19 protein-coding genes are annotated in these 20,853 nt (G+C 68.7%); 13 read left to right on the forward strand and 6 right to left on the reverse strand.

The annotated features are described in order from the left end of the window. Positions 1-19 precede the first annotated feature (19 nt). The 6 genes from preA to J8I35_RS31105 all read left to right on the forward strand — a co-directional run bounded on the left by preA (position 20) and on the right by J8I35_RS31105 (position 7,772). Positions 20-1,345, forward strand: coding sequence for an NAD-dependent dihydropyrimidine dehydrogenase subunit PreA (preA, locus tag J8I35_RS31080; protein ID WP_209928763.1), 1,326 nt, complete (start codon positions 20-22; stop codon positions 1,343-1,345). Between the two features lie 101 nt (positions 1,346-1,446). Next, positions 1,447-2,955: an NCS1 family nucleobase:cation symporter-1 gene (locus J8I35_RS31085; RefSeq protein ID WP_209928765.1), complete on the forward strand. Its 1,509-nt coding sequence runs from the start codon at positions 1,447-1,449 to the stop codon at positions 2,953-2,955. A 65-nt stretch (positions 2,956-3,020) separates the two neighbouring features. After that, positions 3,021-4,478: a dihydropyrimidinase gene (gene hydA, locus J8I35_RS31090; RefSeq protein ID WP_124631973.1), complete on the forward strand. Its 1,458-nt coding sequence runs from the start codon at positions 3,021-3,023 to the stop codon at positions 4,476-4,478. Positions 4,479-4,726: 248 nt separating this feature from the next. Then, positions 4,727-6,001: a NupC/NupG family nucleoside CNT transporter gene (locus J8I35_RS31095; protein ID WP_209928770.1), complete on the forward strand. Its 1,275-nt coding sequence runs from the start codon at positions 4,727-4,729 to the stop codon at positions 5,999-6,001. A 39-nt stretch (positions 6,002-6,040) separates the two neighbouring features. Continuing rightward, positions 6,041-7,357, forward strand: a complete 1,317-nt coding sequence (gene deoA, locus J8I35_RS31100) for a thymidine phosphorylase (protein ID WP_124557663.1) — start codon at positions 6,041-6,043, stop codon at positions 7,355-7,357. Between the two features lie 25 nt (positions 7,358-7,382). Further along, positions 7,383-7,772 (forward strand): cytidine deaminase, encoded by a 390-nt coding sequence (locus J8I35_RS31105; protein ID WP_050016161.1) that lies wholly within the window; start codon positions 7,383-7,385, stop codon positions 7,770-7,772. Between the two features lie 43 nt (positions 7,773-7,815). On the opposite strand, the gene J8I35_RS31110 is transcribed toward J8I35_RS31105, so the two are convergent. The 4 genes from J8I35_RS31110 to msrB all read right to left on the reverse strand — a co-directional run bounded on the left by J8I35_RS31110 (position 7,816) and on the right by msrB (position 12,423). Continuing rightward, positions 7,816-8,931 carry an aromatic ring-hydroxylating dioxygenase subunit alpha gene (locus J8I35_RS31110; protein WP_050016159.1) on the reverse strand — a complete coding sequence of 372 codons (1,116 nt, stop codon included), beginning with the start codon at positions 8,929-8,931 and terminating at the stop codon, positions 7,816-7,818. A gap of 245 nt (positions 8,932-9,176) precedes the next feature. Next, positions 9,177-9,920 (reverse strand): peptide-methionine (S)-S-oxide reductase MsrA, encoded by a 744-nt coding sequence (gene msrA / locus J8I35_RS31115; protein ID WP_209928775.1) that lies wholly within the window; start codon positions 9,918-9,920, stop codon positions 9,177-9,179. Between the two features lie 60 nt (positions 9,921-9,980). Beyond that, positions 9,981-11,858 (reverse strand): cytochrome c biogenesis protein DipZ, encoded by a 1,878-nt coding sequence (locus J8I35_RS31120; protein WP_209928776.1) that lies wholly within the window; start codon positions 11,856-11,858, stop codon positions 9,981-9,983. A 34-nt stretch (positions 11,859-11,892) separates the two neighbouring features. Further along, the gene (gene msrB / locus J8I35_RS31125) at positions 11,893-12,423 is read right to left on the reverse strand and encodes a peptide-methionine (R)-S-oxide reductase MsrB (RefSeq protein WP_050016152.1); all 531 of its coding nucleotides are present in this window, start codon (positions 12,421-12,423) and stop codon (positions 11,893-11,895) included. 91 nt (positions 12,424-12,514) lie between these two features. Here msrB and J8I35_RS34890 point away from each other — a divergent pair, with 91 nt between their 5' ends. Next, positions 12,515-12,643, forward strand: a complete 129-nt coding sequence (locus tag J8I35_RS34890) for a hypothetical protein (protein WP_260436430.1) — start codon at positions 12,515-12,517, stop codon at positions 12,641-12,643. A gap of 233 nt (positions 12,644-12,876) precedes the next feature. Here the strand turns inward: J8I35_RS34890 and J8I35_RS31130 are convergent, their stop codons facing one another. After that, positions 12,877-13,791: a helix-turn-helix transcriptional regulator gene (locus J8I35_RS31130; RefSeq protein WP_124557031.1), complete on the reverse strand. Its 915-nt coding sequence runs from the start codon at positions 13,789-13,791 to the stop codon at positions 12,877-12,879. A 325-nt stretch (positions 13,792-14,116) separates the two neighbouring features. Here J8I35_RS31130 and J8I35_RS31135 point away from each other — a divergent pair, with 325 nt between their 5' ends. The 6 genes from J8I35_RS31135 (at position 14,117) to J8I35_RS31160 (ending at position 20,208) form a co-directional block, all read left to right on the forward strand. After that, entirely contained in the window at positions 14,117-15,190 is a 1,074-nt protein-coding gene (locus tag J8I35_RS31135; RefSeq protein ID WP_209928781.1) for a porin, read from the forward strand. A gap of 104 nt (positions 15,191-15,294) precedes the next feature. Beyond that, positions 15,295-15,618 (forward strand): hypothetical protein, encoded by a 324-nt coding sequence (locus J8I35_RS31140; RefSeq protein ID WP_011660795.1) that lies wholly within the window; start codon positions 15,295-15,297, stop codon positions 15,616-15,618. 151 nt (positions 15,619-15,769) lie between these two features. Further along, on the forward strand, positions 15,770-17,017 hold the full coding sequence (locus tag J8I35_RS31145) for an MFS transporter (protein WP_050016119.1): 1,248 nt from the start codon (positions 15,770-15,772) through the stop codon (positions 17,015-17,017). 38 nt (positions 17,018-17,055) lie between these two features. Continuing rightward, positions 17,056-17,922, forward strand: a complete 867-nt coding sequence (locus J8I35_RS31150; protein ID WP_209928783.1) for a dihydroorotate dehydrogenase electron transfer subunit — start codon at positions 17,056-17,058, stop codon at positions 17,920-17,922. Then, positions 17,915-18,892: a dihydroorotate dehydrogenase gene (locus J8I35_RS31155; protein WP_209928785.1), complete on the forward strand. Its 978-nt coding sequence runs from the start codon at positions 17,915-17,917 to the stop codon at positions 18,890-18,892. Before J8I35_RS31150 ends, J8I35_RS31155 begins: the two co-directional genes overlap by 8 nt. Then, positions 18,892-20,208, forward strand: coding sequence for a Zn-dependent hydrolase (locus J8I35_RS31160; RefSeq protein WP_209928787.1), 1,317 nt, complete (start codon positions 18,892-18,894; stop codon positions 20,206-20,208). Before J8I35_RS31155 ends, J8I35_RS31160 begins: the two co-directional genes overlap by 1 nt. Before the next feature lie 67 nt (positions 20,209-20,275). Here the strand turns inward: J8I35_RS31160 and J8I35_RS31165 are convergent, their stop codons facing one another. Then, a complete protein-coding gene (locus J8I35_RS31165; RefSeq protein ID WP_050016115.1) occupies positions 20,276-20,836 on the reverse strand; it encodes a DNA-binding protein in 561 nt (186 codons plus the stop codon). Positions 20,837-20,853 lie beyond the last annotated feature (17 nt).

Below are 20,853 nucleotides of genomic sequence, written 5' to 3' on the forward strand. Positions count from 1 at the left end.
CCTTCTCACGGAGCCGAACATGGCCGATCTCCGCTGCACCATCGCAGGCATTACTTCGCCGAATCCCTTCTGGCTGGCGTCCGCGCCGCCGACCGACAAGGCCTACAACGTCAATCGCGCGTTCGAGGCGGGCTGGGGCGGCGTCGTGTGGAAGACGCTCGGGCTCGATCCGCACGTCGTCAACGTCAGTTCGCGCTATGGCGCGGTGCAGTGGAACGGGCAGCGCATCGCGGGGCTGAACAACATCGAGCTGATCACCGACCGTCCGCTCGACGTGAACCTGAGAGAAATCGCGCAGGTGAAGCGCGACTGGCCGGACCGCGCGCTGATCGTGTCGCTGATGGTGCCGTGCAACGAGCGCGACTGGAAATGGATTCTGCCGCTCGTCGAGGATACCGGCGCCGACGCGGTCGAACTCAACTTCGGCTGTCCGCACGGGATGAGCGAGCGCGGGATGGGCGCGGCGGTCGGGCAAGTGCCCGAATACGTGGAGATGGTCACGCGCTGGGTGAAGGAAGGCACGAAGCTGCCGTGCCTCGTGAAGCTCACGCCGAACATCAGCGACATCCGGATGGGCTCGCGCGCCGCATACAAGGGCGGCGCGGACGGCGTGTCGCTGATCAACACGATCAACTCGATCGTCGCGGTCGATCTCGACCAGATGGCGCCGATGCCGACCGTCGACGGCAAGGGCACGCACGGCGGCTATTGCGGGCCGGCGGTCAAGCCGATCGCGCTGAACATGGTCGCGGAGATCGCGCGCGATCCGGAAACGCCGAACCTGCCGATCTCGGGCATCGGCGGCATCTCGTCGTGGCGCGACGCGGCCGAGTTCATGGTGCTCGGCGCCGGCAGCGTGCAGGTGTGCACCGCCGCGATGCATTACGGCTTCCGGATCGTGTCGGATCTCGCCGACGGCTTGTCGAACTGGATGGACGAGAAGGGCTACGCGACGCTCGACGACATCCGCGGCCGCGCGGTGCCGAACGTGACGGACTGGAAATACCTGAACCTGAAGTACGACATCAAGGCGCGCATCGACCAGGATCGCTGCATCCAGTGCGGGCTGTGCCATATCGCGTGCGAGGACACGTCGCATCAGGCGATCACGGCGACGAAGGACGGCGTGCGGCACTTCGAAGTGATCGATTCGGCGTGCGTCGGGTGCAATCTTTGCATGCATGTGTGTCCGGTCGAGCAATGCATCACGATGGAGCGCGTCGACGCGGGCGACTACGCGAACTGGACCACGCATCCGAACAATCCGGCGAGCGCGGAGGCCGGGCCGAGTGCAGGCGCCGCGGCGCCCGAGAAGCACGCGAAGCACGCGAAGCAGGCTGCCTGACCGGCGTCCGGCGATGCGGGGCATCCTGCACCGCCGCCTTTCGTTCCACCCGGGCCGGCATCGCACGATGCCGGCGTTGACGTTTTCGTGGAGTGTGTTCGATGAATCACGCAGCGATTCCCGCCGATCCCGACAGCGCCGCGGCGCACGGCGGCAGCCTGTACAACGACGACCTCGCGCCGACGACGCCGGCGCAGCGCACGTGGAAGTGGTACCACTTCGCGGCGCTGTGGGTCGGGATGGTAATGAACATCGCGTCGTACATGCTCGCGGCCGGGCTGATCCAGGAAGGCATGTCGCCGTGGCAGGCGGTGATGACGGTACTGCTCGGCAACCTGATCGTGCTCGTGCCGATGCTGCTGATCGGCCATGCGGGCGCGAAGCACGGGATTCCGTACGCGGTGCTCGTGCGCGCGTCGTTCGGCACGCAGGGCGCGAAGCTGCCGGCGTTGCTGCGCGCGATCGTCGCATGCGGCTGGTACGGGATCCAGACCTGGCTCGGCGGCAGCGCGATCTACACGCTGCTCAACATCCTGACCGGCAACGCGCTGCACGGCGCGACGCTGCCGCTCCTCGGCATCTCGTTCGGGCAACTCGCGTGCTTTCTCGTGTTCTGGGTGTTGCAGCTGTACTTCATCTGGCACGGCACCGATTCGATCCGCTGGCTCGAAAGCTGGTCCGCGCCGATCAAGGTCGTGATGTGCGTGGCGCTCGTGTGGTGGGCGACGTCGAAGGCGGGCGGGTTCGGCTCGATGCTGTCGGCGCCGTCGCAGTTCGCGGCGGGCGGCAAGAAGGCCGGGCTGTTCTGGGCGACCTTCTGGCCGGGCCTGACCGCGATGGTCGGCTTCTGGGCGACGCTTGCGCTGAACATTCCCGACTTCACGCGCTTCGCGCATTCGCAGCGCGACCAGATGATCGGTCAGTCGATCGGGTTGCCGCTGCCGATGGCGCTGCTGTCGGTGGTGTCGGTCGTCGTCACGTCGGCGACCGTCGTGATCTACGGCAATGCGATCTGGGATCCGATCGACCTGACGAGCCGGATGACCGGCATCGGCGTGGGCATCGCGCTCGTGATCCTCACGCTCGACACGATGTGCTGCAACCTCGCGGCGAACCTGGTCGGTCCTGCCTACGATTTTTCGAGCCTGTGGCCGAAGGCGATCTCGTACCGCACGGGCGGGATGATCACCGCGACGATCGCGATCGTGATGATGCCGTGGAAGATCCTCGCGACGACGGACGGCTATATCTTCACCTGGCTCGTCGGCTATTCGGCGCTGCTCGGGCCGGTCGCGGGCATCCTGATGGTCGACTATTTTCTGATTCGCGGCACGCAGCTCGACACGCGCGCGCTGTTCGACGAGCGCGGCGGCTTCAGCTATGCGCGCGGCTGGAACCCGGCCGCGCTCGTCGCGCTCGCGGTCGGCGTGCTGCCGAACCTGCCGGGCTTCCTGCATACGGCGTTTCCGGCGTCGTTTCCGAACGTGCCGGCGTTCTTCAACACGCTTTACACGTACGCGTGGTTCGTCGGCCTCGTGCTGGCGTCCGGCGTGTACGGCACCTGGATGAAGTGGCGCGCCGGACCGCGCGCGCAGATCGCGAGCGCATGACGCGCGAGCCGGAGGCGACTCGCGCGCGGCATGCGGCACCCGACAGTCAACGAGGAGGCAACGACATGGCAATCCTGATTCGTGGCGGCACCGTGGTCGATGCGGACCGCTCCTATCGCGCGGACGTGCTCTGCGCGGACCCGCAGGACGGCGGCACGATCCTGCAGATTGCGGAGCGGATCGACGCGCCGGCCGGCGCAACCGTCGTCGACGCGCACGACCAGTACGTGATGCCGGGCGGCATCGATCCGCATACGCACATGGAACTGCCGTTCATGGGCACGACCGCGAGCGACGATTTCTATTCGGGCACGGCGGCCGGGCTGTCGGGCGGCACGACGAGCATCATCGACTTCGTGATTCCGAGCCCGAAGCAGCCGCTGATGGACGCGTTCCGCGCATGGCGCGGCTGGGCCGAGAAGGCGGCTTCCGATTACGGTTTTCACGTGGCCGTGACGTGGTGGGATGAGAGCGTGCACCGCGACATGGGCACGCTCGTGCGCGAGCATGGCGTCTCGAGCTTCAAGCACTTCATGGCGTACAAGAATGCGATCATGGCCGACGACGAGGTGCTCGTGAACAGCTTCACGCGTTCGCTCGAACTCGGCGCGCTGCCGACCGTGCACGCGGAGAATGGCGAGCTCGTGTTCCAGCTGCAAAAGGCGCTGCTTGCGCGCGGGATCACGGGGCCGGAGGCGCATCCGCTATCGCGGCCGCCCGAGGTGGAAGGCGAGGCCGCGAACCGCGCGATCCGCATCGCGCAGGTGCTTGGCGTGCCGGTGTATATCGTGCACGTGTCGGCGAAGGACGCGGTGGACGTGATCACGCGCGCGCGTAGCGAAGGGCTGCGCGTGTTCGGCGAAGTGCTACCGGGGCATCTGGTCATCGACGAGGCCGTCTATCGCGATCCGGACTGGACGCGCGCGGCGGCCCACGTGATGAGCCCGCCGTTCCGCTCGGCCGAGCATCGCGAGGCGCTGTGGCGCGGGCTGCAGTCGGGGCAGCTGCATACGACGGCGACCGATCACTGCGTATTCTGCGCATCGCAGAAGGCGATGGGCCGCGAGGATTTCACGAAGATCCCGAACGGCTGCGGCGGCGTCGAGGATCGCATGTCGGTGCTGTGGCATCACGGCGTGAATCACGGCCGCATCACGCCGAACGAGTTCGTGCGGATCACGTCGACCAATGCCGCGCAGATTTTCAATCTGTATCCGCGCAAGGGCGCGGTGCAGGTCGGTGCCGACGCCGATCTCGTCGTGTGGGACCCGGCCGCAACGAAGACGATCTCGGTGAAGACGCATCATCAGCAGGTCGACTTCAACGTGTTCGAGGGGATGACGGTGCAGGGCGTCGCGACGCACACGCTCACGCGCGGCGCACTCGCATGGGCCGACGGCGACTTGCGCGCGGTGCGTGGCGCGGGCCGCTATCTGAAACGTCCGCCGGCGGCTGGCTACTACGAGGCCGCGCGGATCGCGAACCGGCTGCGCGAGCCGCATCCGGTCGAGCGCGCGGGTTGAACGATGCGTGTCGCGCGGGGCGTGTCCGTTCTGACGGCACGCCCCGCGCGTGTTTTAGCGGCGTAGATAGAACAACTGATCAAGTTCTCGAAGACGAAAACAGAAACGATCGATGCCATTGATCGCGGCGATTTTGGCGACGTTGCGGGCGTGCATATCGAGCGAGTAACATCCACCCACCCGATCACGCGGGTCGCGGGCACGGGCCGCCCGCCGGACAGTTCAAATAGTGAGAAAGGAGCACAAAGGTGGATATTCTGCGCAGTCTCCTCGGTATGCTGTTTCTGTTGCTGGTCGCGTATCTGCTGTCGAACAACCGCCGCGCGGTCAGCGCGCGGACCATGATCGCCGCGCTGCTCACGCAGTTCGCGATCGGCGCGCTCGTGCTGTTCGTGCCGTCCGGCCGCGCAGCGCTGGCCGCGGCCGCGAACGGCGTCAATCGCGTGCTCGACATGGGCAATCACGGCATCGCGTTCGTGTTCGGCGGGCTCGTCGACGCACGGATGTTCCAGTTGTTCGGCGATGGCGGGTTCGTATTCGGCCTGCGCGTGCTGCCGATGATCATCTTCGTCACCGCGCTGATCTCGGTGCTGTACTACATCGGCGTGATGAAGTGGATCGTCGCGATTCTCGGCGCGGGGCTCGCGAAAGTGCTGGGCGTGAGCCGCATCGAGGCGTGCTCGGCCGTCGCGACGATCTTCCTCGGGCAGAGCGAGATGCCCGCGCTCGTGAAGCCGTTCGTGCGCAACATGACGAGCGCCGAGATCTTCACGGTGATGGCGAGCGGGATGGCGTCGGTCGCGGGCTCGGTGCTGGTCGGCTATGCCGGCCTCGGGGTGAAGATGGAGTACCTGCTCGCCGCGTCGTTCATGGCGGTGCCGGGCGGGCTGCTGTTCGGCAAGCTGCTGTTTCCGACCGTCGAGCCGAGCCGCGTGGTGGTCGACGGCCTCGATTTCGACGACAAGCGCGCCGCCAACGTGATCGAGGCGGCTGCATCCGGCGCGTCGGTCGGCCTGCGCATCGCGATCAACGTCGGCGCGATGCTGATCGCGTTCGTCGGGCTGATCGCGCTGATGAACCTGATCGTCGGCGGCGCGGCCGCGTTCGCGGGCTTTCCGCAGGTCACGCTGGTCGGCATCATCGGCCACCTGTTCGCGCCGCTCGCGTGGATCATCGGCGTGCCGTGGCACGATGCGACGCTGGCCGGCAACTTCATCGGCGAGAAGCTGATCTTCAACGAATTCGTCGCGTACGGCGACCTGTCGCCGTACCTGAAGGGCGGCGCGCATGCGGCGGCGGCCGGCCTGCAGGTGCTCGACCCGAAGACGCTCGCGATCGTGTCGTTCGCGCTGTGCGGTTTCGCGAACTTCTCGTCGATCGCGATTCTCGCGGGCGGCTTCAGCGCGATCGCGCCGGAGCGCCGCTCGGACGTCGCGCGGCTCGGCTTGCGCGCGCTGACGGCCGCGACGCTGTCGAACCTGATGAGCGCGGCGATTGCCGGGCTGTTTTTCTCGCTGCATTGAACCGTGCAGCAGACTCCGACCGATCAAGGCGAGGCAACGATGTTTCTACCGCAGGAATTCATTCGCAGGAAGCGCGACGGGCAGCCGCTCGATCGCGACGGGATGGCCGCGTTCGTGCGCGGCGTGACCGACGGCAGCGTGACCGAGGGCCAGGTGGCCGCGTTCGCGATGGCCGTGTATTTCAACGACCTGAGCACCGACGAACGCGTCGCGCTGACGCTCGCGCAGCGCGATTCCGGCGACGTGCTCGACTGGCGCGCGCTCGATCTCGGCGGGCCGGTGATCGACAAGCATTCGACGGGCGGCGTCGGCGACGTCGTGTCGCTGATGCTCGGGCCGATGGTCGCCGCGTGCGGCGGCTACGTGCCGATGATTTCGGGGCGCGGGCTCGGACACACCGGCGGTACGCTCGACAAGCTCAGCGCGATTCCCGGTTACGACGTGATGCCCGAGACGGACGCGTTTCGCCGCACGGTGCGCGAGGTCGGCGTCGCGATCATCGGGCAGACCGCGCGGCTCGCGCCGGCCGACAAGCGCATCTATGCGATCCGCGACGTGACGGCGACCGTCGAATCGGTCGCGATGATCACCGCGTCGATCCTGTCGAAGAAACTCGCGGCAGGGCTCGACGGGCTCGTGATGGACGTCAAGGTCGGCTCCGGCGCGTTCATGCCGACCGCGGAGAAATCGGCGGAACTGGCGCGCAGCATCGTCGACGTCGGCAACGGCGCCGGCATGAAGACGACCGCGATCCTCACCGACATGAACCAGTCGCTCGCGCCGTGCGCGGGCAATGCGCTCGAAGTGGCGTGCGCGATCGACTACCTGACGGGCAAGTCGCGTCCCGCGCGTCTGCACGACGTGACGATGGCGCTGTCGGCCGAATTGCTCGTGACCGGCGGGCTGGCGCGCGATGCCACCCACGCACGCGAGAAGCTGCAGCAGGCGCTTGATTCCGGCGCGGCGGCCGAGCGTTTCGCGCGGATGGTCGTCGCGCTCGGCGGCCCGGCCGACCTGATCGACGCGCCCGCGCGGCATCTGGCGCGGGCGGCCGTGATCGTGCCGGTGGCGGCACCCGCGAGCGGCGTGGTGCAGCGCGTCGATTGCCGCGCGCTCGGGCTGGCGGTGGTCGCGCTCGGCGGCGGCCGCACGCGCGCGGAGGACGCGATCGACGTCAGCGTCGGCTTGACGGCGCTTGCAGAGATCGGGCAGCGCATCGAGGCGGGCGAGCCGCTCGGTTTCGTGCATGCCCGCGACGAAGCGGCCGCGGCCCACGCGGCGGACGCCGTGCGCCACAGCTACGTGCTCGGCGAGACCGGCGAAGCGCCGCCGACCCTTTACCAGCAGATCGGCTGACCCTGCTCCCGGAGGCATCACCACGATGGAACGAGACGAACTGATCGAACAGGCGAAGGCGGCGCGCGAACGCGCGTATGCGCCGTATTCGCGCTTCAAGGTCGGCGCGGCGCTGCTGGCGCGCGACGGCACGGTGTTCCACGGCTGCAACGTCGAGAACGCGTCGTACGGACTGTGCAATTGCGCGGAACGTACGGCGCTGTTCGCGGCGATCGCCGCCGGCCATCGGCCGGGGGATTTCGCGCGGCTCGCGGTCGTCGGCGACACGGACGGCCCGATCGCGCCGTGCGGCGCATGTCGTCAGGTGATCATCGAGATCGGCAAGCCCGATATCGAGGTGATCCTCGCGAACCTGAAAGGGGCCGTCGAGGTCACGACGGCCCGCGCATTGCTGCCGGGCGCGTTCACGCTGTAACGACACGCGCGGCGGCGAGCCGCCGCGCGTCGCATGCGTCATGTCACGCGCTGTCGCGCGCGTCGCGGATCGGGATCACGGTGCGTGCGCCGCACTGGCGCAGCAGGTCGCGCAGCTCGTTGATGACCGGAAACACCTCGTGGTTCCAGTCGGCGCCTTGGGCGTCGTGCGCTTCCTGCTCGCGCTCGACGATCCAGCGATCCTCGCGGAAGATCCGCTCGGTGAACCACACGAGCAGCGGCCACGCGAGATCGAGCGCGAACGGGATGCCGGGCTTGTGGATCGACAGCAGCCCGAACGTGCGGTTGGTGCGCTGTTCGGCGTCGAGCGGCACGTAGACGATCCACAGGTCCATCACGAGCGTGCCTTCGCTCGAGCGGATCTGCAGCGTCTGGTACGGGTAGCCGGTGCGCACCGTCATCACGCTCTTGTCGGACTGGTCGGCCGGCTTCTTGCTCGCGCCGAACACGAGCGCCTCGCCGACCGGCTGCTTGCCCTCCATCCGCGCGAACGTGTAGTCGACCTCGACCCAGTCGTCGCCGCGGCGGCGGCCCACGGAGCGCGCGCGCATCTGCCCCATCTGCTTGCGATGCAGGAACTGATGGTTCATGTCCATCAGGTTCTCGTGCATGAACGAGTAGTGGCACTTGACCTCGCGGCCGAAGCGGCGCGTCTTGTACGCGGGATTGTCCGCGGATTCGAGCGCGGGGAACGGCCGTTCGTCGGCGAGCGTCGCGTCGCCCGGAAACACGAAGATCAGCCCGTGTGCCTCGCGGCACGGATACGCGCGCACGCCGTTGGGCAAGCGCTCGCGGCCGAGGTAGGGCACGTCGACGCAGCGGCCGCTGTCGCACGCGTAGGTCCAGCCGTGATAGCAGCAGCGCAGCGTTTCGCCGCTCACGACGCCCGCGTGCAGCGGCACCTGGCGGTGCGCGCAACGATCTTCGAGCGCATACACGGCGCCCGATTCGGTGCGCACGAGCACGATCGGATCGCCGGCGAAGCGCACGCCGAGCGTCTTGCCGCGCTTGAGCTCGCGCGACCACGCGAGCGGGTACCAGTGATCCGGGTGAATGGGCACGCGGCGCAGGTCGCGCACGACCGCGCCGGTGGACGGTTCTTCGAGGGTGTTGCTGTCAGGCAAAGGCACTGCGCGCATGCGTGACGCCTCCTGGCGGGACTGAATGTCGAACGCCGCAAGAAGCGGCGGGAATCAGGAGAGTCTACGCGAAGTTGCCGATCGCGGCGGATGCGATGCGGGTTTGCCCCGGCATCGCGTCCGCCGGTTCGTTGATCCGGCGCAAACGGGACGCCGCTGGTGCGTGGTGCCGGCGGCTCTGCCGGGCGACGGGCGGCAGCCCCGTCATGCCGCGAGCAGACGGTCGCAAGCGATTCATGAACGAATCATAAGCGGGCTTCGCGCCATAGCACCGGGTCGGCGCGGTACAGCGCCGGGAAGCGCTGCTTCAGCCCGGCGACCTTCGGCAGGTCGTTGAACGCGATATACGGCGCGTCGGGGTGCAGTTCGAGGTAGTTCTGATGATAGGCCTCGGCCGGATAGAAGCCCTTGTAGGCTTCGACGCGCGTGACGACGGGCGCCGCAAACACATGCGCGCCGCCGAGCTGCGCGATGTACGCGGTCGCGACCGTGCGTTGCTGCGCGGTGGTCGGGAAGATCGCGGAGCGGTACTGCGACCCTTCGTCGGGGCCCTGCCGATTCAGCTCCGTCGGATCGTGCGCGACCGAGAAGAACACCTGCAGCAGCCGGCCGTACGTGACCTGGGTCGGGTCGTAGACGATGCGTACCGATTCCGCGTGCCCCGTGAGCCCCGAGCCGACGAGCGCGTAGTGCGCGGTTTCGGACGCGCCGCCCGCGTAGCCGGCGGTCACCTGCTTCACGCCCTTCACGTGCTCGAACACGCCCTGCACGCCCCAGAAGCAGCCGCCGGCGAACACGGCCGTCTCGTCGTGCGACGCGCCGGGCGTTTCGTCGAGCGTCGGCGCGGGCACGGTGCGCATCGGCTCGGCGGAATTGACGATGCGCTGGTAGCCGAACACGGCGGCCGCCGCGACGGCGATGGCGCCGATGCGGCGCAGCATGGCGGCGCGCCGGCGTCCGGCGGCATCGCGGATAGGGATCGGGTTCATGTTTTGCTCCTTCGGAATGCGTTGGGAAAAGCGGCGCCGGGATGGCGGTAGCGCGCGCGATCAGCCGAAAGTGAATGCGTACGCATCGACCCCCGGATCGAGAAACTCGATCGCGAACGTGCGGTCGGCGATCGTGCCGGTCTGCCGGACGAGCTGGTACAGGCGCTGGCCGGTGACGGTGCCGTAGCCCTGCGCGTCGACATCCGTGCCATGCGCGGCGCCGGGCGCGGCGCCGTCGAGCGTCACGCGAAAGCGCACGGGCCGGCCGCTCGTGCCCGGGCCGAGCACCAGGTGCAGGTCGCGTGCATGGAAGCGGTAGACGATCCGGCCATCCGGCGCGGCCAGCGACGCGCGCTCGGCGCCGACGTTCCACGTGCCCGCGAGGCCCCAGCCGTTCAGATCCGGGCCGGCCGGCGCGTCGTAGCGGTGCGCCGCATCGCGCACGACGCCGCCCGGCGACGCGAAGCTTTCCGCGCGTGCATAGCCGACATAGGTTTCGGGCGAGCGGACGTCCGCGCTGTCGGCCGCCGCGAGCGCACCCTTCGCGGGCGCGCCGGCGAGGCCGAGCGGCACGTTCAGCGCGTCCGGGTGGCCGGCTTCGGCGAGCAGCGACTGGATCGCGCGTTCCGACTGCGCGTATTCGCCTTCGCCGAAGTGGTGATGGCGGATCCGCCCTTGCGCATCGATGAAGTAGTGCGCGGGCCAGTATTCGTTGTTGAACGCGCGCCAGATCGAATAGCCGTTGTCGATCGCGACCGGGTAGTCGATGCCGAGGTCGTGCACGGCCTTCTTCACGTTGCCGATGTCGCGCTCGAACGCGAATTCCGGCGCGTGGACGCCGATCACGACGAGCCCGTACGGCGCGTACTTGCGTGCCCACGCAGTCGTGTACGGCAGCGTGCGCAGGCAGTTGATGCACGAATACGTCCAGAAATCGACCAGCACGACCTTGCCGCGCAGCCCGGCCGCCGTCAGCGGCGGCGAGTTCAGCCACTGCACCGCGCCGTCGAGCGACGGCAGCGTGCCTTCGACCGGCAGCGCGGACGCGGTGGCGCCGGCCGCGCGCATCATCGCGCTGCCGGCCATCGCACCGCCGCCGGCCGGTGCGCCATCGGCTGCGGCGGCCATCATCGCGCCGCCCGTCGCGTCGTCGGTAGCGGCGGTCGCAGCCGGTGCCGCCGGTGCCGCCGGTGCCGCCGGCGCGCCGTTCGAGCGGCCGCCGAGGCGGTCGACGAGCTTCGTTTCGAGCCCGCCCGTGGTGACCGTCGACAGTTGCGCGAGGGCGCCGGTATCGAGGCCGAGCGCGATCGCGCCGACGCCGGCCAGGAGCGCCGCGCCGATCCCGCGGCGGATCCATTCGCCGGCACCGAGCGAGCGCTTCATCGCGGCGAACACCTTGCCGCCGATCACGAGCGCGACGCCGAGCGACGTCGCCGCGCCGGCCGCATATGCGACGAGCAGCAGCGTCGTGCCGACGCTCGCGCCGCGCAGCGCGGCGCCGGTCAGCACGAGGCCGAGGATCGGGCCCGCGCACGGCGCCCACAGCAGGCCCGTCGCGACGCCGAGCAGCAGCGACGACGCCGGGCCGGCCGGGCGACCGTCGCGTTGCGCGAAGCCGGTGAGCCGGTTGCCGGCGGCGACGAGCGGGCGCGTCAGGTGTTCCGCGAAACGCGGCATCAGCAGCGTCAGGCCGAACACGGCGAGCAGCACGATCGCGATCCAGCGGCCGGCCTGGTTGGCCTGCGCGACCCAGCCGCCGCCGACGGCGGCGAGCGTCGCGACGACGGCGAACGTGAGCGCCATGCCGGCGAGCAGCGGCAGGCCGGTGCGCACGAACGGCTGGTCGGCGCGCGCGAATACGAACGGCAGCACGGGCAGGATGCACGGGCTCAGGATCGTGAGCACGCCGCCGAGATAGGCAAGGACGATGAGCAGCATGAGGCGTTCTCCAGTCGGATGGGGCGGGGCCGGATCAGGCGGCAGCCGGGTGGAACGCGAGCGCGAGGCCGTTCATGCAGTAGCGCAGGCCGGTCGGCGCGGGGCCGTCGTCGAACACGTGGCCGAGATGGCCGCCGCAGCGGCGGCAGTGCACCTCGGTGCGGACCATCCCGAACGACGCGTCGGTGTCGGTGCCGACAGCATGGTCGAGCGGTTTCCAGAAGCTCGGCCAGCCCGTATGGCTGTCGAACTTGGTGGCCGACGAGAACAGCGCGAGGTCGCAGCCGGCGCACGCGAACGTGCCGTGCCGGTGCTCGTCGTTCAGCGGGCTGGTGAACGGCCGCTCGGTGCCGGCTTCGCGCAGCACCGTGTATTGGGCGGGCGTGAGCCGGCGATGCCATTCGGCGTCGCTGAGCGTGATCTCGAACGGGGCGGCCTTCGGCGAGCCGGCCGGCGGCGCGGCGAACGCGCGGCCGACCAGCGCGCGGTGGCCGGCGGACGACAGCGCCGCGAGCGCGGCGAGGCCGGTGGCGCCGGCGAACAGCAGATGTCTGCGGGTGGGCATGATGGGCTCCTGGAAGCAGGTGCTGAAAACATGCGCCCATCGTAGGCGGCGGCCGGTGTCGAAGTCCTCACGGAAAGTTAAACGAATCGTGATGATCGGGATGTTCCGTCGCGGTGCGCTGGAATTTGCCGAAGCGCCAGCTGGCAACGGCCATCGGGCGGGTGAGCGGCCGATGTTGACCGAGCATCTGTTCGAGACGCGGTTTTTATTGTCTTTTTAGTGTTCGTCGAGCCGCGTGATGAATCCGGACTTGGGCTTGCCGGTCGAATCGGATCGGGATACGAGCGTGGTTGGATCGCGGTTGCGCATCACGTCGGGCGGCCGATGCGCGTGTGGACGCGGAAGTTTGACGGTTTTTATGTAGAAACTTCAGGGGGCCAGGTCAGGAAGAACGGTGCAGGAACGCACGCGATGCGGGTCCACCGGACCGCGCATGGTCGATGCGACGCCGCACTACGCCCGGTCGAGCAGGTCGACGAGCAGCCTGGCCCCTGCGGCCCCCTTCGTGGAATCGGTCCACAGCCGGTCGATCATCTTCCGGTACATCGCGACGGCATCCGCCGACGTGGTGATCGTCGCGATGCCGGTACGGATGTTCGGCAGCTCGCCGAGCCGGAACGGCGATACCGCGATATGCGCGCTGTCGTCGTCCTCGAAGATCTGGAAGGTCTCGTTCGGCAGGTTGTCGCTGACGATGCCGATACGCACGCCTTTCGCATCGTCCTCGAGCATCCCGACGATTCGCATCACTTCCCGGCGCGCCGCCAGTTTGCGCTCGAGCTGCACGCCCGGCGGCAGCCCGAGGCGGCCGACCAGGCCGTGGTGCAGGAACTGCTCGATCTGGCGCAGCCCGATCAGGCTCGTCACGTTCAGCGGTGCGCGTCGGAACGCGGCTTTCCGGTCCGCGAGGATCGCCATCACTTTCGACAGCGTCTGCCGCCACGCGGCATCGGTCAGCGACGGCGGGATGCTTTCCTCGAGCATCTGGCGCAGCCAGCCTTCGTAATCGTCGGAGGTCAGCAGGAACGAGAACGGATCGAAATGCGCGAAGATCCGCTGCGAGCGGCTCTCGATCTGCCGCATGCGCTCGAAATAGCTGATCGCCGAATCGTGATACTCGACCTCGACGCCCATCAGGTTCGCGAGCGACACGCCGAACAGCGCGGCGAGCCGCTCGAGCGTATCGATCTTGACGATCTCGCCACGTTCGAGCTTGTAGACCGCCGCGCGCGAGATGTTCAGGCGCTCGGCGACATCCTCGCTGCGCAACTCGGCAGCCATCCGGTACGCGCGCAAGCGCTCGCCAATGCTGTCGAAGTCGAAGCGCGCGCCGCGCAGACGTGTTTTTCGGGAACCGGCGGTGGACATGAAGTACCTCTAGGTGGCGGGTGAAAAATCGACAGACACCGGTTGCGCGACCGCGCCGCCATCCTGCCGGGGGCATCGCGAAGATCGATGTTTGTCTATTTTTTTGTATCGGGTATTTTAACGTAGCCGACGACGGATGCTCGCACACCCGCGGCTTGCGCTCGTCTTGTGCGCGGTAACGGCCTGCGACCGGCCCGTGTCCGTGCGCGGGCACGCCGTCTAAATATTTGGACGAACGGCGCGCGCGCAGACGTGTCGGCGATAGAGGCATCGCACCTTCCAGACATTCCCACGTGCCGGCCCATTGCGCCGGGAGGAGAAAAGCATGACGTTGCGCACCCCGTGCGCCCGATTTCGGGCAGGATTCCTGATGGCCGGCGCGGCAGGCGCCATTGGCATCGCGCCGCTCGCGCACGCGCAGTCGAGCGTGACGCTGTACGGCGTTGCCGACGCTTTCGTCGGTTCGGTGAAGCAACCCGGCGCTCGCACGGCGCTCGTGCAGTCGGGCGGCGGGATGACGACGTCGTTCTGGGGCCTCGGCGGCAGCGAGGATCTCGGCAACGGCAACAAGGCGTTCTTCGTGCTCGAAAGCTACTTTCAACCGCAAAGCGGCGCGTACGGCCGCTACGCCGGGGACAGCCTGTTTTCGCGCAATGCGTACGCGGGATTGCAGACGCGGTTCGGCCAGCTTCGTCTTGGCCGGATCACGACGCCGCTGTATCTCGCGACGATCCAGTTCAACCCGCTGTTCAATTCGTACACGTTCTCGCCGATGATCTTCCACACGTTCAAGGGCGTGGGCGCCGAGGGCGTGGTCGGCGATTCGGCGTGGAACAACGCGCTCGCCTATACGAGCCCGACGTTCGGCGGCTTCAATGCGGGGCTGCTGTATGCACTCGGCAATACGGCCGGCCGGAACGGCGCCAAGAAATGGAGCGTCAACGCGAACTACGCGCGCGGCGCGTTCGCGACCGCCGTGGTCTTCCAGTACGTGAATTTCAGCGCGACGCCTGGCGATCTCGACGGCGCGCTCGCCGCGGCGCCGGGCCTGTCGAGCCAGCGCACGGTGCAGGTCGGCGCGTGGTACGACTGGCGTGTCGTGAAGCTGTTCGCGCAGTACATGAACGTCGCGAACCGCGCGCAGCGCGGCAACTTCCACGGCGATACGCTGCAGGCCGGCGTCAGCGTGCCGATCGGCGTGGGTTCGCTGCTGGCGAGCTACGCGTATACGCATTCGAGCGGGGCGCTCGCCGACGGCGCGCATCGCAGCACCGGTGCGCTCGGCTACGACTATCTGCTGTCGAAGCGCACCGACCTCTATTCGGCGATCAAGGTCGATCACGTCGGCGGGCTGTCGACCGGCATCACGTACGGCGCGGGCCTGCGCACGCGTTTCTGACGCAGGCATCGCGATGCGAGGCTTCGCGGTTTACCCCGATACATCGGACGCTTGCATTCCGTTTTTGATGCGGGTAGTCTAAATATTTAGACGAGGAGGAAAGCATGAACCTTATGGACGCCACGCAGTGGCTGGCACAGGACGTCGTCGGCTTTTCCGACATTCACCGGTTCGCGACGCGCTGCCGGGACGCGGCGGCGCCGCACGGGCGGGAATCGGCGGCGCTGGTGCTGCTCGCACAGGCGGCCGCGACGTTCGCCGAACGGCAGGAGGGCGTGGCGGTCTGCACGGAGACGGTGCAGGCGTTTCTCGCCGAACTGCGCGAGCACGCGCGGCGGCTGAGCGATGCGAGCGGGCGCTCGGACGACGCGCTGCTCGCGGCGCTCAACGGCTTCGCCGCGCAGGTGTCGAAGGAACTGGTCGTCTGATGCGCGACGCCGGCGCGAATCTGCCCGGGCCGCGCCCTTAAGCTGTGCGATGCCGACGATCGGGTCGCGGTCAGTTTGTCTAGAAAAAACGACAAACGACCGCGAAACGGACCGCCGGCATCGATATTTCCTCCTCACGATACGGAAAATCATGGAAGCGAACCTTCGATCCTCCGCGGCCGCGCCCGCCGGCGCACCGCCCGAACGGGTGTCGCGCTACGCGTGGAAAGTGCTGGCCGGCTCGGCCATCGGCTATGCGATGGACGGCTTCGACCTGCTGATCCTCGGCTTCATGCTGCCGGCAATTTCGGCGTCGCTGCAGCTCGGCGCGCAGCAGGCGGGGGCGCTCGTCACGTGGACGCTGGTCGGCGCGGTCGCGGGCGGCGTGATTTTCGGCACGCTCAGCGATCGCTACGGCCGCGTACGCGTGCTGACCTGGACGATCCTGCTTTTCGCGGTGTTCACCGGGCTATGCGCGTTCGCACAGGGCTTCTGGGATCTGCTCGCGTACCGGACCATCGCCGGCATCGGCCTCGGCGGCGAATTCGGCATCGGCATGGCGCTCGCGGCCGAAGCGTGGCCTGCAGCCAAGCGCGCCCGCGTGTCGTCGTACGTGGCGCTCGGCTGGCAGAGCGGCGTGCTCGCAGCGTCGCTGCTGACGCCGCTGCTGCTGCAGAGCGTCGGCTGGCGCGGCATGTTCGCGATCGGCGTGCTGCCCGCGATCGTCGCCTGGGTGCTGCGCAACAAGCTGCACGAGCCGGAAGTGTTCGTCCGGAGCCAGCAGCCGGCGCGCACGGGCGCGCGTTTCCGGCTGCTGTTCGCCGATGCGCGCACGACCCGCACGAGCATCGGCATCGTCGTGCTGTGCGCGGTGCAGAACTTCGGCTACTACGGGATCATGATCTGGATGCCGACGTTCCTGTCGAAGCAGCTCGGCTTCTCGCTGACGAAATCCGGAGTGTGGACCGCGGTGACCGTGCTCGGGATGATGGCCGGCGTCTGGCTGTTCGGACATCTGGCCGACCGGATCGGCCGCAAGCCGACGTTCCTGCTGTACCAGCTCGGCGCGGTGGCGATGGTATTCGTGTATTCGCGGCTGACGGACCCGGCCACGATGCTGTGGGCTGGCGCGCTGATGGGCATGTTCGTGAACGGCATGGTCGGCGGCTACGGCACGCTGATGTCCGAAGCGTATCCGACCGCGGTGCGCGCGACCGCGCAGAACGTGCTGTGGAACGTCGGCCGTGCGATCGGCGGGCTCGGGCCGCTCGTCGTCGGCGCGCTCGCCGCGCGCTATTCGTTTCAGATCGCGATCGCGATGCTGGCCGCGCTTTACGTGCTCGACATGATCGTCACGGTCACGCTGATTCCGGAACTGAAGGACCGCGCGCTCGACTGACGCGCGTGCCTCCGCCCAACCGTAACGAGGAGAGAACGATGGACGTGATCGACGGGGCGCGCGCCTGCGCGCAGCCGTGGGCGGCCACGGTCGCCACGCACGCGTGCGACGTGGTCGCGCATCGCGCGGTGAACCGGCGCTATCGCTATCTGCGCGTGCGCGCCGACGCGCCGCTCGCGAGCGTCACGCAGGCCGGCCAGTTCTATCAGCTCGTCTGCCCCGTCAGCGATCTGCACCGGCCATTCCTGCCGCGCCCGATGAGCGTGTACGGCGTCGGCCCCGGCGCCGGCGAAATCGAGTTCCTGTACAACGTCACCGGCGAAGGCACGCGTGCGCTCGCGCAACTCGGCGTCGGCGCGCGGCTGTCGATCGTCGGGCCGCTCGGCCGCCCGTTCACGCTCGACGCCGATGCGCGACGGCTGCTGCTCGTCGCGCGCGGCGTCGGTCTCGCGACGATGGCGCCGCTCGTGCAGCGCGCGGCGCGGGCGGACCTTGCGCTGACGGTCGTGATGTCGGCGCGCACGCCGGACGACCTGATGACCGCGGAATTCCTGCGCGGCGCGCCGGCCGACGTGCATGCGGTGTTCGACAGCGACGGCTCGTCGGCGGTCGCGAACGTGGACGCGCTGCTGCGCGCGAGAATCGCGCGCGATCGGCCGGACGCGGTCTACACGTGCGGCTCGCAACGGTTGCTCGCGCTGCTGCAGCGCGTGCTCGCCGACCATCCGTCGATGCGCGGCGAGGTCGCGCTCGAGCAGCGGATGGCATGCGGGATGGGCGTCTGTCTGTCGTGCGTGCGGATGTTCGACGACGGCGCGACCCGCGCATTCCGGCGCGTGTGCCGCGAGGGACCGGTATTCGCGATTCGCGACGTGGTGACGGAGGGGGAGGTGGAAGTTGGCTGACCTGAGCGTACGCGTGGGCGAACTGCGCCTGCGCAATCCCGTGATGCCGGCATCCGGCTGTTTCGCGATCGAGTATCGCGATGCGCTCGACCTGACCGGGCTCGGCGCGCTCGTGATCAAGAGCGTGTCGCCCGTCAGCCGCCCGGGTAACCCGACGCCGCGTGTCGCCGACGCGGGTGACGGCATGTTGAATTCGATCGGCATTCCGAGCCGCGGCATCGACGACTATCTCGAACACGTGCTGCCCGCGTACACGGGCCACGGCACGCCGGTCGTCGCGTCGGTGTCCGCCGATACGGCGGACGCGTTCGCGCGCGCGTGCGAGGCGCTGTCGCGGCCGGACGTCGCGGCGATCGAGGCGAACATCTCGTGCCCGAATCTCGAGGCGGACGGCATGGCATTCGGGATGGACGCGGGCATGACGCGGCAGGTCGTCGACGCGATCCGCATGCGCACCGGGCATCCGCTGTGGGTGAAGCTGACGCCGAACGCGGGCAGCATCGCGAAGATCGCGCAAGCGGCACAGGACGCGGGCGCCGATGCGATCGTGATGGGCAACACGGTGCTCGGCATGTCGATCGACGTGCGCACGCGCCGGCCGTCGCTCGGCAACGTGATGGGCGGCCTGTCCGGGCCGTCGATCAAGCCGATCGCGCTGCGGCTCGTCCACCAGTGCTATCGCGCCGTGTCGATTCCGGTGATCGGCTGCGGCGGCATCCGGAGCGCCGCCGACGCCATCGAGTTCCTGCTCGCCGGCGCGAGCGCGGTGCAGGTGGGCACGGCGTCGTTCCGCGATCCGGGCGTGATGCGCACGATCATCGACGGGCTCGAGCAGTTTTGCGCGGACGAGGGCGTCGGCGCGATCGCGTCGCTGACCGGGCAGGTCAGGCTCGACGCGGAGCTGAGCGAGCGCTGGCAGCGCTTTTGCGCGGCGCCGGCGCGCGCGGGCGGCACGACGGCGGGGGCGTGATGAACGCGCATACCGACAGGCCGGACGCGCCGGCGGACCTCGAAGCGCACGACGCGGCGGCGCTGCCGCTTGCCGAACTGACGGCGCTCGCCGAGCAGTGGTTCGACGAGATCCGCGTGCTGTCGGCGGACGGCGTCGGCGTCACGCGCGAGAGCTACGGCGACAGCGAAACGGCGGCCGCGCAGCGGCTGGCGGCGCACGCCGAACGCGAGGGCATCGCGGTGCGCGTGGACCGTGCGGCCAACCTGGTCTTCAGCCTGCCCGACGCGGACCCGCATGCGCGTGCGATCTGGGTCGGCTCGCATCTCGACTCGGTGCCGCATGGCGGCAACTACGACGGGCTCGCGGGCATCGTCGCGGGGCTGCTGTGTCTCGTCGCGCAACGGCGCAGCGGCGCCGCGTCGCCGCACCCGTTGAACGTGATCGCGCTGCGCGGCGAAGAAAGCGCCTGGTTCGGCAAGGCCTACATGGGATCGAGCGCGCTGTTCGGCCGGCTGACGCCGGACGATCTCGCGATGAAGCATCGCAGCACCGGCCGCCCGCTGGCCGACTGCATGGCGGCGGCGGGCGTCGACATCGACGCGGTGCGGGCGCGCAAGCCGCTGTTCGACGTGCGGCGCGCGCATGCGTATCTGGAGCTCCACATCGAGCAGGGGCCCGTGATGGTCGCGCGCGGGCTGCCGGTCGCGGTCGTGTCCGGCATTCGCGGCAACGTGCGGCACAACTCCATCAGCTGCATCGGCGAGGCCGGCCACTCCGGCGCGGTGCCGCGCGACCTGCGGCACGACGCGATCTTCGCGGTCGCCGAGCTGATCACGCGGCTCGACGAGCACTGGCGCCGGCTGCTCGAACGCAACATCGATCTCGTCGTGACGACCGGCATCGTGTCGACCGACCAGGACGAGCATTCGATTTCGCGGATTCCCGGCCAGGTGCATTTCAGCTTCGAGGCGCGCAGCGAGAGCACGGAGACGCTCGACGTCTTCCATGAGCTGCTGATCGCCGAATGCAATTCGATCGCGCGCGAGCGTGGCGTGCGATTCGATTTCGACCGACGGTTGGCGAGCGCGCCGGCGCGGATGGATGCCACCCTGCGCGCCGCGCTTGCCGACGCGTGCACGCGGCTCGACGTGCCGTATGCGACGCTGCCGAGCGGCGCGGGCCACGACGCGGCGCTGTTCGCGAACGCGGGCGTGCCGAGCGGGATGCTGTTCGTGCGCAACGATCACGGATCGCACAACCCGCACGAGGCGATGTCGATCGATGATTTCATGCTGGGCGTGCGCGTGCTCGCCGACACGATTGCGCGGCTGTGACCGGCAATACGGGAAGCGACGGGAAGCGATGGCGGCCGACGCGCCGTGGAGCCGGAACGCGTGCGGTTCACGCCGACGGAACGTGCGCGCCTGCGCCGCCCGCCGCGCGGTTCACGTGCGCGAGCACGAATGCATAGACGTCATCGAGCGCCGACACGATGCGCGTGCCGGCCGCGACGCCATCGAACGCGCTCGCGGGCCCGGTGCAGATCAACGGCTTTGCGAAGCGCGTCGCGAGGCGGATCTCGTCGAGCGTGCCCTTGCTCCCCGGTAGCGCGACGACGACGTCGCTCGTCAGCACGTTCACGTAGTTGCGGCTCAATGCGTCGTCCGGCGCGTCAGCTTCCTTGCGCGGCAGTGGCGTGACGATAGGCAGGTCGATGAACGGATTCGGATAGCCGGCGATCGGCACGAAGCCGAACAGCGGGTGCGCTTCGCTCGGCACGATGCCGATCGAGCGGCCGCGGCGCCCCGGCGTCGTCGCGTAGGCGCGCGCGACCGACAGCATCACGCCGCGGCCGGCGCCGGTCAGCAGGTCGAATCCTTGCGCGGCGATCCACGTTCCGAGCGGCGTCGCCCACTCCGGCCATTCGTTCTTGCCCGAGCCCATCACGCCAATGATCGCCATCTTGTCCTCCTGGTTGG

Source organism: Burkholderia sp. CpTa8-5 (assembly GCF_017815045.1).
GTDB classification, from domain to species: domain Bacteria; phylum Pseudomonadota; class Gammaproteobacteria; order Burkholderiales; family Burkholderiaceae; genus Burkholderia; species Burkholderia sola.

What these genes read in the sequence shown, in the direction of transcription:
- preA (WP_209928763.1), top strand. Translation starts at nt 20, where the DNA reads ATGGCCGATCTCCGCTGCACCATCGCAGGCATTACTTCGCCGAATCCC.
- J8I35_RS31085 (WP_209928765.1), top strand. Translation starts at nt 1,447, where the DNA reads ATGAATCACGCAGCGATTCCCGCCGATCCCGACAGCGCCGCGGCGCAC.
- hydA (WP_124631973.1), top strand. Translation starts at nt 3,021, where the DNA reads ATGGCAATCCTGATTCGTGGCGGCACCGTGGTCGATGCGGACCGCTCC.
- deoA (WP_124557663.1), top strand. Translation starts at nt 6,041, where the DNA reads ATGTTTCTACCGCAGGAATTCATTCGCAGGAAGCGCGACGGGCAGCCG.
- J8I35_RS31105 (WP_050016161.1), top strand. Translation starts at nt 7,383, where the DNA reads ATGGAACGAGACGAACTGATCGAACAGGCGAAGGCGGCGCGCGAACGC.
- J8I35_RS31110 (WP_050016159.1), bottom strand. Translation starts at nt 8,931, where the DNA reads ATGCGCGCAGTGCCTTTGCCTGACAGCAACACCCTCGAAGAACCGTCC.
- msrA (WP_209928775.1), bottom strand. Translation starts at nt 9,920, where the DNA reads ATGAACCCGATCCCTATCCGCGATGCCGCCGGACGCCGGCGCGCCGCC.
- J8I35_RS31120 (WP_209928776.1), bottom strand. Translation starts at nt 11,858, where the DNA reads ATGCTGCTCATCGTCCTTGCCTATCTCGGCGGCGTGCTCACGATCCTG.
- msrB (WP_050016152.1), bottom strand. Translation starts at nt 12,423, where the DNA reads ATGCCCACCCGCAGACATCTGCTGTTCGCCGGCGCCACCGGCCTCGCC.
- J8I35_RS34890 (WP_260436430.1), top strand. Translation starts at nt 12,515, where the DNA reads ATGATCGGGATGTTCCGTCGCGGTGCGCTGGAATTTGCCGAAGCGCCA.
- J8I35_RS31130 (WP_124557031.1), bottom strand. Translation starts at nt 13,791, where the DNA reads ATGTCCACCGCCGGTTCCCGAAAAACACGTCTGCGCGGCGCGCGCTTC.
- J8I35_RS31135 (WP_209928781.1), top strand. Translation starts at nt 14,117, where the DNA reads ATGACGTTGCGCACCCCGTGCGCCCGATTTCGGGCAGGATTCCTGATG.
- J8I35_RS31140 (WP_011660795.1), top strand. Translation starts at nt 15,295, where the DNA reads ATGAACCTTATGGACGCCACGCAGTGGCTGGCACAGGACGTCGTCGGC.
- J8I35_RS31145 (WP_050016119.1), top strand. Translation starts at nt 15,770, where the DNA reads ATGGAAGCGAACCTTCGATCCTCCGCGGCCGCGCCCGCCGGCGCACCG.
- J8I35_RS31150 (WP_209928783.1), top strand. Translation starts at nt 17,056, where the DNA reads ATGGACGTGATCGACGGGGCGCGCGCCTGCGCGCAGCCGTGGGCGGCC.
- J8I35_RS31160 (WP_209928787.1), top strand. Translation starts at nt 18,892, where the DNA reads ATGAACGCGCATACCGACAGGCCGGACGCGCCGGCGGACCTCGAAGCG.
- J8I35_RS31165 (WP_050016115.1), bottom strand. Translation starts at nt 20,836, where the DNA reads ATGGCGATCATTGGCGTGATGGGCTCGGGCAAGAACGAATGGCCGGAG.